The following is an 11530-nucleotide window of genomic DNA, read 5'->3' on the forward strand; positions in this document are numbered from 1 at the left end:
CTGCCTGCAGTTAAGATGCTCGGCGTTGATGAAGTACATTTCGGCGTTGTTCTGGTGTGCTGCCTGTCAATCGGACTTGCTACGCCTCCGTTCGGACTTGACCTGTTCGTCGCGGGCAATATCTCTCAGGATCAGCCTATGGCCGTCGCAAAGAGAGCGTTCCCGTTCATCGTTGCGTTCCTGCTTTCGCTTGCTCTGATTGTGTACGTTCCCGCAATCAGCACGTGGCTTGTGTATTAGGAGGGGTAAATCATGAAGAAATTTGTCATTGCCCTGTTAGTGTTCGTACTTGCGCTCTCGTCGTGTGCATTCGGCGCGTCAGAGTTCGATGAATTATGGCTGGTTACCGCCGACACGACAGCGAAGGGTGCTGCGGGTCAGGTGTTTGTACAGCTTGTGCAGGAAAAAGTGAAGGCAGCCAATGCCGGACTCGTAATCGACTACTTCCCCAACGGAGAGCTTGGCGGCGACGCTGACCTTCTCCGTCAGGCACAGAAGGGCTACATTGCAATCATGCTCTGCCAGACTGCGCCGGTTGTGTCGTTCATTCCTGAAGTTGCAGTGTTTGACCTTCCGATGGTGTTTGCGCGTTACGACGGCGACACGATCGATAAGGTGCTCAACGGAGATTCGACGTTCCATCAGAAGATGTCAGAGGCCTACGAGAAGGCGGGGCTTCACCTGCTGGGCTTCATGCAGAACGCGACATACAGGCTCGCGACAGCCAACAGAGACCTTCAGACTTTGAGCGACTTCAAGGGACTGCAGATCCGTACGATGGAGAACAAGAACCACATGGATTTCTGGACGGCAATCGGCGCAGAGCCTACACCTCTTGCGTGGGCTGAGCTGTACATCTCCCTTCAGCAGGGAACGGTCAACGCTCAGGAGAACGCGGCGGATACCTGCGTGGGCGCGCACTTCGAGGAAGTCCAGAACTACCTGGCCTGCACGAATCACATTCTGTACTGCAACCAGATCTGCATGAACAAGAAGCTGTACGATGCTCTTTCGCCGGAGCACAAGGCAGTGCTGGATAAGGCAGTAGCAGAGGCACTTGCTGAGATGCGTCCGAAGCTCGAGGAGATCGACAGGAGCAACAAGGAGATACTCATCAAGGGCAACATGAAGATGATCGAGTACGACAACTCCTTCTTCTCTGACGTGCTGGACATTCAGGGCGTAAAAGATCTGTACAAGAGGATAGACACCGCGACCAACGGACTGGGCAATATTCTTGTCGACAGTCTTGCGGCGGCGGCGAGGCTTTCACAGGCTGAGGCAGAGGCATCTGCTGTTGTTGCACCTGCACCGGCTGAGTAACATCAAGCGTTAGGAATTTCTCCCCCTGCTGTGCCTCAAAACATAGCGGGGGGTTGTCATTAAGGAGGCGTAAACATGAAGAAGGTATCAGCATTAGCAGCAGTTCTCGTTCTGGCACTGTGCGCGTCGGCGTTTGCGTACACGCCCGGCACGTACACAGCGACAGCAAAAGGCAACAACGCCAACGTTCCTGTTGAAGTTTCGGTAACGTTCGATGCGGAGAAGATTACGGCAATCGAGGTAACGAAGCACGAGGAGACTCCGGGACTGGGCGATAAGGCGTTCGAGCTCGTAATTCCCCGCATCCTCGAGGCGCAGAGTACGAAGGTTGACGGAATGACCGGCGCGACGATGTCATCAAACGCGCTCAAAGAAGCCGTAGACGCGTGCATAGCTCAGGCATCAGGCAAAACCGCCGAAATCGTAGAGACCTTCAAGCCCGGCACGTACACCGCGACGGTTACGGGGCACAACGGCCCTCTGACGGTAACAATGACTTTCTCGGAGAAGGAGATTCTCTCCCTCAAGACAGAGGACGTAGAGTCTCCCGGCATCGGAATTTCTGCGATCGAGATTCTGACAAGCGAAATCCTCAGCAACCAGTCCTTAGCATGTGATGCAGTCAGCGGAGCAACCGTAACCAGCGGTGCATTCCTGGCCGCAGTCCGTGAGTGCATCAAGCAGACCGGCATAACCGCATCAGTCCTCGAGGCGCGCAAGATAGCTTACCCCGAGAAGAAGGATGCTCCCGTTGAGATGGAAGCAGACGTGATTATCGTCGGAGCAGGCGGAGCAGGGTTCGCGGCGGCAACCGAAGCCCTCGAGAACGGCGCAACAGTAATCATCCTCGAGAAGAACGAGATGATAGGCGGAAACACCGCACGTGCGGGCGGAACTCTCAACGCCCCTGACCCTGAACGCCAGAGCAAGATGAATCCTCCTGTTGAGGACAGCGTCGAAAAATTCTTCATGAACACGCTGGAGGCTGGAGACTTTAAGGCTGACCCTGCACTTGTTGCGGTTCTGACGCGCGGAGCTCTTGACGCAAGGCACTGGCTCACAGATCACGGCACAGTGTGGACGGAAATGGTCTACCAGACGATAGGCGGACTGTGGCCGAGAAGCCTCGACGAGAAGGACAAGATAGCGTTCAATGGCTTCGTCGCGCCTCTGGCGAAGAGAGTTGCTGAGCTCGGCGGAAAAGTTATCCTGAACTGCAAGGCCGAGAGCCTCACGCAGGATGAGAGCGGCAGAGTTACGGGGGTTATCGCGTTCGACACCAAGAACGGGCAGGAGTACCGTTTCACGGCGAAGAAGGGCGTAGTTCTCGCGACCGGCGGATACGCGGCAAGTGCTGAGCTCGTGAAGAAGTACAACGGACTTTCCGGGCTTCCTACGTCCAACGCTCCAACATCGACCGGCGACGGCATCGAGATGGGGCTTGCGGCAGGTGCTGCGCTTGAGGGAATGGAGTACGTACAGATTCACCCGCACGGAAACCCTGTTACTGGCGGACTGCAGAGCCATTTTGCGGGCGTAATCAAGAACTCAATCTACGTGAACAAGAACGGGAAGCGTTTCGTCGAAGAGAGCGGCAGGCGCGACGTAATCTCCAACGCAACGATAGCACAGCCCGGACAGATTATGTACTCAATCTTTGACAGTGAGGGCGGTTTCTACGCAGGCGTGAAGGAGCTTCCTGCGGTTGAGCTTAACAACCTCACGAGCAAAGGTTATCTGTACAAGGCGGACACTCTTGAAGACTTGGCCAAGCAGGCAGGAATTGACCCCGAAGGCCTGAAGGCGACGGTTGCTCGCTACAACGAACTTGTTGCGGCGGGAAAAGATACTGACTTCGAGAAGGACGAGGTAGAGCTCCCGATAGGCAAAGCTCCCTTCTACTGCGTTCCTCTTTCGCCGACGCTTCACCACACGATGGGCGGACTGAAGATCAACACGGAAGCTCAGGTGCTCAGGGAAGACGGAAGCATTATCGCGGGGCTGTATGCGGCTGGCGAGGTTACGGGCGGCATTCACGGTTCTAACCGCGTGGGCGGAAACGCACTGACTGACGGCGTGGTCTTCGGACGCATTGCGGGAAGGAACGCGGCGGCAGGAAAGTAAGAATTAAGCGAAAAAGTGTCCCGGTCTTCACAGGCCGGGATTTTTCTATTTGCGGCCTGAATAGTTCCTTGTTATTGAGTCCGCGTAGTTCTTGAACACCTTTTCCGTGCTGGCGATAAAATCCTTTACGTAGTGCGGAAGCTCATAGTCCGAACGGTACACTAAATACGTCTCGTTGATGTCGATGTTGTTGACCAGAGGGAACGTGTAGAACTTTTCCCCGTCAGGAAATACGTCGTTGCGGTGCTGGTATAACGTTATCGGCGAGAGAAGCCCGATGCCCAAGCCGGTCTTGGCCGTGTCGTAGATTAATCCCTGCTCGTCGCACTCAAGAATGTAGTACGGCTTCTTTCTGTGCGCAAGGAAACGGTCCAGAGCTTCGCGCAGACGGTTGCCCTGCCTCAAGGTTATCACAGGCATGTGAATTATCCTCATGATGTCCACTCCTCCCGCAAACGAGCCGAGCACTTCATCATAATCATCCGGGTAGAAAGTTTTGATGAGATGTTCCGAGAAGCAGCAGTGAAGGTTCTCTGTGGCTAGAAGAGTCTTGTGCTGGTTGAGGCTGTTGGGGACATCGATGCCCACATACAAATCTATTTTGCCGTCCATCAGCAGCTCGTCAAGGTAACTGCTTTTGCCGTCAACAAGTTCAATCGAGATATTAGGGTGCGAGGGCTTGAAGAGACTCCATATCAGCGGGAAGAATACATTACTGCGCAGGCGCGATATGCCGAAGTTCAGGGTAGCCTTCGCATTCTCGCTGATGTCGGAGAACGCCGAACGTATAGATGCCTCCGCCTCCATAATCTGCTTTCCGTAGAACACTAACTGTTTCCCCGCATCAGTCAGCCGGAATGAAGGCCTCCTGTCGAACAACAGCACATCGTATTCCTCTTCGAGCCTCCTGATGTGTCCGCTCAATGCCTGCTGGCTGATGTTGAGGCGTTCTGCTGTGCGTGTAACATTCATTTCTTCAGCGACGGCCAAGAAATATTCTATGCTCTTGAGATTCACATATATCACCCTTTTATGATAGACAATAATTTTATTGTCGGAACACGAAAGATTAAACTGTTTGTTATTGTAAGCTGCCTCAATTATAGTATGCCCATCCACAAAAACACAACCAGCAAATTTTTTAGGAAGGTGATGGCTTATCATGAGCGTTACCCTAATGGACTGCACTCTTAGGGACGGAGCGAACATCGTCGGAAAAGGTTTCGACGCGGAAATAACTGATATGGTTCTCGACGGACTGACATCCTGCGGTGTTCCTGTTATCGAGTTCGGAAATGCCGGAGGAATAGGAGCGTACGAGGTTGCGGGGTTCACGCAGGCACTCCCTGACGGCGAGTATCTGGACATTGCGCAGAAGTACACAGGTCGCGGGTCAGCACTCGGTATGTTCCTCAACGCCAAACGTTACCGTGAACAGAACGTGGCACTTGCGAAGGAGCGCGGGCTGTCGTTCCTCAGAGTCGGCGCGGACGCAGGAGAGCTCGAAATCTCGGTTGCTCCCATCAAGTGCGTGAAGAAGTACGGCCTCAAAGCGTTTTACTCTCTCATGAAGGCATACATTCTCAGTGCTGACGAACTAGCCGAAGAGGGCAAGGCTTTAGAGGATGCCGGGCTTGACCAGATTACTATCATGGACTCTGCGGGTACGATGTTCCCTGACCAGGTCGCCGAGTACACAGAAAAGCTCGTGAAGGCCGTGTCAATACCCGTAGCCTTCCACTGCCACAATAATCTTGGTCTCTCATCTGCGAATGCTATAGCGGCATGGAGGAGCGGCGCAACGATTCTAGACTGTGGGCTTATGGGAATGGCGAGGAGTGCCGGAAACCTCGCTACAGAAGTCTGTGTGGGAATGATGCAGCGTTACGGCGAGATGAAGAACATTGACCTGTACAAGATGCTTGACTTCATCGAACAGCGTTTGATGCCCGCAATGGAGAAGCACAATTACCACAACTCAATCACTCCGCTTGACCTGACGCTGGGGATTTCTGGGTGTCATTCAAGTTTCGTCAAGACGTTCAAGGCCGTAGCGCAGGAAAAAGGCGTAAACCTGTTCCGCCTCATCGTCGAGGTCTCCGCACAGAACCGCAAGAACCCTTCAGAGGCACTTATCCGCGAAGTCGCAGAAAGGTTAGCATGATGGAGAAGCTGAAGGTTACTCTTGCAGGGAAGTACCCCGCTCACACGTTCGAGAAGCTGTGTGAAACTCTGCCGGCCGACAGATTTTCTCTCGTAGCGGTCAACACTCAGGAAGCGTACGAGGCAATGACTGACGCGGAGATAATGATACTGCGAATCTTCAGAGCCCCGCGCGAAATAATAGAGCGCAACAAGAACCTGAAAATGATTCTGCGGTGGGGTGCAGGGTTCGACTCTGTGGACATTGAGGCGGCAGGAGAACATGGAGTCATCGTAACCAACACTCCCGGTGCTAATGCCGGTGCTGTGTCGGAACTTGCCGTGCTCCTGATGCTTGCGGCCGGAAGAAAGCTCCTGTGCCACGAGGACAGCCTGAGGCGCGGAGAGTGGAGCAAAAACACATTCATCAACAACTCTTACACCCTGAACAATAAGGTTGTCGGGATAATCGGTGCGGGCAACATCGGCCGTCAGGTTGCGCGGAAAGTTCAGGCCTTCGGAGCAACAACGCAGTACTACGACCCTTACCGTCTCAAGCCCGAAATGGAGAGAGACTTTGCGCTCTCGTTCTGTCCTCTTGAGGAAGTACTGAGGACTTCGGACATCATTACCCTTCATGTTCCTCTTACCGACGAGAACCGCCACATGATAAACGCGGAAGTAATCTCCGGCATGAAGGACGGAGCAATCATCATCAACACAGCGCGCGGCGGGCTGATTGACGACCACGCACTTTGCGAGGCAGTGAAGAGCGGAAAACTCTCCGGCGCAGGACTCGACGGCGTAGAGAAAGAACCGTTAGAGCCTGATGATGAGCTGCTCAGCACACCGAACATAATCGTTACTCCTCATGTAGGGGGCGGAACAGCAGATATAGGCGACGTGATTATCCCGATGCTTGCGGCAGACATTAACGACTTCGCAGAGGGCAAGAACGTCCGGCATGTAGTGAACAGTCAGTACCTGAAATAGCAGGGAAGGGGTAAAACTATGACAGTAGCAAGTTTCATCAGTGATACGCTGATTATCGCGGTGTTCATGCTCGTTGGATTCTTCATCCGCGAGATCGTGAAGCCGGTGCAGAAATTGTTTCTCCCGTCGTCATTGATAGGCGGTCTCGTGCTCCTGATACTTGGCCCGCAGATTCTCAACCTCGTTGAAGTTCCTGCGAGCTGCGGAAAACTTCCGAATGTCCTCATTGATATTGTTATGGCCTCGTTAGTGTTCGGCGTGAACTTCGACAAGGATAAAATCATGTCGTACCTCGATTATGTCTGTGTACCGATGCCGATATACGGAATCCAGATGGCTCTGGGCGTTTGGCTGGGCTACGTGCTCCAAAAGACTTGGCCGGGACTTCCTACGGGCTGGGGAGTAATGGGAGTGTTCTCGTTTCACGGAGGGCACGGAACTGCGGCGGCGGCAGCATCGACATTCGAGAAGCTGGGCGTTGAAGGAAATATGTCCGTAGGTATGGTGCTCTCGACTGTCGGGCTTGTCGTGGCTATGGCAGTCGGAATGACGATTGTGAACATAGGAGTCAGGAGGGGCTGGGCATCGTACGTCAAAGAACCTAAAGCACAGCCTTCATACTTCTACGGCGGAGTTCTCCCCGAAGAGAAGCGCACCTCAATCGGCCGCACGGTAACAACCAGCATAAGCATCAACCACCTTGCGCTTCAGGCGGCTTGGCTTCTGTCGGCACTGTATCTCGGTCGCGTAGTGTTCAAGGCTGTCGGTGCATATATCCCGTTCGTGGCAACACTGCCCAGCGTGTTAAGGGGAGTTTTCGGCGGAGCGATACTCTGGAAGCTGATACAGATCTTCAAGCTGGAGAAGTATGTTGACCTTAAGACAATTCACTTAATCAGCGGCTTCCTGCTTGAAGTTGTAGTGTTCACCGCGATGGCGACGCTGGATATAGATTTCATCTCGTCATACATTGTCCCGATAATAATCTACTCTGTCGTTATGGTGGCTGTAACTGTCCCTGTGGTACTGTTCTGCGCAAAGAGGTTCTGCCGCTCGGAATGGTTCGAGAAGGCAGTTATGGCGTTCGGCGCAGCGACAGGCAACACCTCAACGGGGCTTGCTCTCGTCCGCGCGGTTGACCCTGACTCGCAGTCATCGGCGGGGGACACTCACGGAGTTTACACTACGCTGACGGCGTGGAAGGATGCATTTGTGGGGTTTGCTCCTGCGTGGCTGATGAGCGGTATTGCCGTTACGATGGGAACGGGCATAGCAATCTGCATAGGCTTCTTGGTGCTGGGCTTCATGTTCTTCGACACAAAGAGGAAGGCTAAGGCTTAAGCTGGAATATATATCAATCCCGGTCATGAAGGCCGGGATTTTTTGTGCTCACTTCTCAGCGATGATTACTATCCATGAATGTTTAGGGTGATGCTCCGTCTTAATGTCCCTGAAACCTGCAGACCTTAAAGCTGTCTCGATTTCCGGCGGAGTGTAGGTGTTCATTCCGTCAATGTACTGCTTGAACCACATGCTGGGCTTGTCCTTGCCGTCCGACTCGCTGACTATCACGAAATGCCCGCCGTCCCTCAGAATCCTCCTGACTTCAGCAAAGCATCTCTCGAGTCCCGGCCAGAAGTATATTGTCTCAAACGCCGTCGCAAGGTCAAACCTTCCGTCCTCGAACATCATCGCCGACACGTCGCCTTCAACGAGCTCGCACCTTCCTGAAGCTATAGCTTCGCGGTTGTAAGCGCGCGCTTTCTCGAGCGACAAAGGGGAATAGTCGAGACCTGTAACCTTCGAGGCAGGATACTTCGCCAGTAAATCCCTGATGTTCTTACCGCCTCCGCATCCGAGTTCCGCAATCTCAGACGGAGCAGGAATATCGACGTGCGACAAGCCCCATAATGCTACGGGCGAGTGAAAGATGTTCATTCCGGCAATCATAATCTTTCCGAGCGTGCCGGAGGGTTTGCGGGCATTGCTGAAGAATTTTGCTAGCAGACTCAACGAGAAAATCTCCCTTCTGGAAATTTCCCCCCTCGCAGAAATAATATCACATCAGCCCCAGCATCCTGAGCGCAAACGTCCAGAGGAATATAGTCAGCACAGAAAGAATCGTCGTTACGCACACGAGCTGCCCCGCGAGCTGTCCGTCAGCCCCCATCGCAACCGCCATAGGGTACGAAGCCACAGCAGACGGTGCGGCGAACACAATCATCATTGCGCACAAACTCTCCTCGCGGAAACCCGCCAGCACAGACAACGGCATAAACACCAGCGGCACAACGAACATCCGCAGGAATATTCCCCACGCGAGAAGCCTGCGGTCAGCAACAGCCTCCGCCATGTCAAGCCCGACTCCCAGAGAGATGAAGCTGACCGTTGTAGTGGAGTTCGCGATATTGCGGATGACATACCACACAGGAGCAGGAATAGTTATCCCCAAGCCCTTGACGATAAAGCCGGCAATTGCTCCGATTATCATGGGATTCTTGAATATCGCAAGGAACAGCTGGAGAATGTTTGCCTGCTTCGAGCGTCCGGCCTCGAGGATTATCGCGGAGAATATGTTTATTGCAGGGATGACCAGCACCCCGAGCATCACAACCATTCCCGTCCTGCCTTCGCCGTATAATGCCTCGCACACTGCTATTCCGAACAGTATATAGTTCCCTCTCACTGTCGCCTGTCCGAGAACTGAATACTTCCTGCCGTCCTTAGTGAGGAGCTTCGGGAACGTCATGCTGAAAGCGAAATTCACCAGCAGGCACACCGCGACAAAGATTAATTCCTTCCACGCGAGGCCGTGAGAATAGTCCATGTCGTAGATGTTCTTGAAGAGCAGGAGGGGCATGAACACCTTGAAGATTAAGCGGTCGTATTCCTTCATAGCGGGGCGGTCAATCCATTTTCTGACGCGCGAGAACCAGCCCACAGCCATTAACAGCATGAGCGGCGTAACAACCCTTATTGCGGCAAAAAAACTATCACTCATGAAATTTACTCCTTACTTTCCGGGAAATCGGCGGCAACAAATTATATTTTACTGCTAATTCTTCAGGCGCAAGGCTCTCTGCATCGTCGACGGGAATATATGTTATGTCGTTGTCCTCGTACTTCTTCGGAGCACTCTTCAGGACACACTGCCACGCACATAACTTCAGGGCTTCCGGCTCAGTCATGCCCGCAAGAAGTCTTCTCTGAGCCAGCGCATCCCTGACCCGCGCAATTGTCCCCGACACCCCGACAAACACACACAGCGGACCGATAACCCGCAGTGCGTTCATGATATCACGGAGGCTCAGCGTCAGGCTCATCACTATTCCGGCCAGGAACAGACCGGCGAACCCCGTACACCTGCGCAAAATTCTTCCTGCAGGATAAAGCGAAGCCCGCATCTCCGAAGAGACACAGGCCGCACATACATCAAACGTTCTTGTTTCCCCTAATGCCTGAATGAGTTTCTCGCCCCCGAAGTCCCTTACATGAAGCGTGTGAACCTCAAGGACTCTGAAGCTGTATTCAGGCTGAGGGTTATTACAGCTGATGCACTTCACTCTACAGCATACTTCCTAACGTTGAGAGCATCAACGAGCCCATTATGAGGATGATTGCACCGCCCAGACGCGAGGAAATCTGCGCAAACGGCATGAGCTCCATTCTGTGTGCCGCACTCAGAACCGCAACGTCTCCAGTTCCGCCCATGTTCGACATGCACAGTCCGGCGGTAATTCCTGCCTCGACAGGGTAGAACCCGACGAACGAACCCACAAGCCCCGCTCCGATGAATGCACCGATGCAGGCAAGGAAGCACATAAGCAGGTACATCATCGAGAAGCTCTCGATGACGACATCAAGGCTCAGGTAGCACAGGCCTATTCCGACCATCAGCATCGAGGTGAGATTCTTCATCACGAACTGAAACCACTGGTAGCAGACGACCTCGATGAACTCAGGAAGAAGGTTGAAGATTTTGCAGATTGCCACGCTGATAATCATCCATGCATAGGCGTGAATGTTCACCGACGGCACTAACTTAATCCACACGCCCGCAACGATGTATCCCCACGCGAAGAATGACGTTGCGGCGAGAAGGCCAATCCCTAAATTCGTAACAGTAACGTGATCGCGCTTGGCCTGCATTTCCGGCGAAATCTCGAACTCCGACGGGTCATCACCTGCTCCTGCCTTCATCAGTGCTCCCTGACCGTTCAGGAATTTTCCCACAAGAATCTTCGTGAGCAGACCGGCAAGGACTATTGATGTCGCGTTGCCGATAGCTACTGCAGGGTTCATGATGGAGATTGCCTGTTCGGCGGTCATTGTGCCCGACGATTCGAATATCTTGCTCAGAGGCACAGCACCCGCACCCATTCCGCCGCCCATAATCGGGAGTGCGATAAGGAGGATTGCCTTCACGACTCCGAAGCCGCTCATCTGTCCCGCGATTGCCACGAGTCCGAACGACACGGCGATTGCTCCGAAGATTGCAGGGAAGTAACGTGCCGCTGCTTTCACGAGGAGCTTGCGGTTCATGCCGAGAATTGAGCCGGTAATCAGTGCCGCAATGTAGAAGTCGAGAAATGCTCCTGTAGGCTTGAAGAAGGTATCAATGTTCTTCATGAGCGTTGCTGTGAAGCCCGGCTTTGCGATGAGGCCGGAAATCACGTCGAACACTCCGAAGAAGTTCATGTAGCGCAGGTAGCCCATGCCGAAGATGATAACGACAGGCCCGCCGCCCAAGAACGTATTGACGATAGGAAGATGGTCGCCGAGTTCCTGCAGTATCGCACCGCAGACAATCATGAACGCGAAACATCCTGCCATTCCCGCCGGAAGCACGCCGAGCATTGCGGAGAGAAGAACTATCGCCGCAAACGCCGCAAAGTACTTCGGGGGCAGAGCAAAAATCCTGAAGCCTGAACCGTTTATCGGCTCAATC

11 protein-coding genes are annotated in these 11530 nt (G+C 53.5%); 6 read left to right on the plus strand and 5 right to left on the minus strand.

What is annotated here, in order from left to right; translation table 11 throughout:
* The 3 genes from IJT02_00050 to IJT02_00060 form a co-directional block, all read left to right on the plus strand.
* On the plus strand, positions 1–240 hold a 240-nt coding region (locus IJT02_00050), incomplete at its 5' end, for a TRAP transporter large permease subunit (protein ID MBQ7543318.1).
* Between the two features lie 12 nt (positions 241–252).
* Positions 253–1323 carry a TRAP transporter substrate-binding protein gene (locus IJT02_00055; protein ID MBQ7543319.1) on the plus strand — a complete coding sequence of 357 codons (1071 nt, stop codon included), beginning with the start codon at positions 253–255 and terminating at the stop codon, positions 1321–1323.
* A gap of 75 nt (positions 1324–1398) precedes the next feature.
* Positions 1399–3447, plus strand: a complete 2049-nt coding sequence (locus tag IJT02_00060) for a flavocytochrome c (protein MBQ7543320.1) — start codon at positions 1399–1401, stop codon at positions 3445–3447.
* A 45-nt stretch (positions 3448–3492) separates the two neighbouring features.
* Here the strand turns inward: IJT02_00060 and IJT02_00065 are convergent, their stop codons facing one another.
* Positions 3493–4419, minus strand: a complete 927-nt coding sequence (locus IJT02_00065) for a LysR family transcriptional regulator (GenBank protein MBQ7543321.1) — start codon at positions 4417–4419, stop codon at positions 3493–3495.
* A 190-nt stretch (positions 4420–4609) separates the two neighbouring features.
* Here IJT02_00065 and IJT02_00070 point away from each other — a divergent pair, with 190 nt between their 5' ends.
* The 3 genes from IJT02_00070 to IJT02_00080 are packed head-to-tail and all read left to right on the plus strand — an operon-like array spanning position 4610 to position 7923.
* Positions 4610–5611: a 4-hydroxy-2-oxovalerate aldolase gene (locus IJT02_00070; protein MBQ7543322.1), complete on the plus strand. Its 1002-nt coding sequence runs from the start codon at positions 4610–4612 to the stop codon at positions 5609–5611.
* Positions 5608–6582 (plus strand): 2-hydroxyacid dehydrogenase, encoded by a 975-nt coding sequence (locus tag IJT02_00075; GenBank protein ID MBQ7543323.1) that lies wholly within the window; start codon positions 5608–5610, stop codon positions 6580–6582. Before IJT02_00070 ends, IJT02_00075 begins: the two co-directional genes overlap by 4 nt.
* Before the next feature lie 18 nt (positions 6583–6600).
* Positions 6601–7923 carry a hypothetical protein gene (locus IJT02_00080; protein ID MBQ7543324.1) on the plus strand — a complete coding sequence of 441 codons (1323 nt, stop codon included), beginning with the start codon at positions 6601–6603 and terminating at the stop codon, positions 7921–7923.
* Between the two features lie 48 nt (positions 7924–7971).
* Here the strand turns inward: IJT02_00080 and IJT02_00085 are convergent, their stop codons facing one another.
* Genes IJT02_00085 through IJT02_00100 form a run of 4 tightly spaced genes read right to left on the minus strand, consistent with a single transcriptional unit; the run spans position 7972 to position 11520 of the window.
* Positions 7972–8595: a class I SAM-dependent methyltransferase gene (locus IJT02_00085; GenBank protein ID MBQ7543325.1), complete on the minus strand. Its 624-nt coding sequence runs from the start codon at positions 8593–8595 to the stop codon at positions 7972–7974.
* 46 nt (positions 8596–8641) lie between these two features.
* Positions 8642–9583, minus strand: a complete 942-nt coding sequence (locus tag IJT02_00090) for an AEC family transporter (GenBank protein ID MBQ7543326.1) — start codon at positions 9581–9583, stop codon at positions 8642–8644.
* Positions 9576–10145 carry a hypothetical protein gene (locus IJT02_00095; protein ID MBQ7543327.1) on the minus strand — a complete coding sequence of 190 codons (570 nt, stop codon included), beginning with the start codon at positions 10143–10145 and terminating at the stop codon, positions 9576–9578. The genes IJT02_00090 and IJT02_00095 overlap by 8 nt, the downstream gene beginning before the upstream one ends.
* Position 10146: 1 nt before the next feature.
* On the minus strand, positions 10147–11520 hold the full coding sequence (locus tag IJT02_00100; GenBank protein MBQ7543328.1) for a 2-hydroxycarboxylate transporter family protein: 1374 nt from the start codon (positions 11518–11520) through the stop codon (positions 10147–10149).
* Between the last annotated feature and the right edge of the window lie 10 nt (positions 11521–11530).

This window comes from Synergistaceae bacterium, from assembly GCA_017450125.1.
Taxonomy (GTDB): Bacteria; Synergistota; Synergistia; order Synergistales; family Aminobacteriaceae; genus JAFUXM01.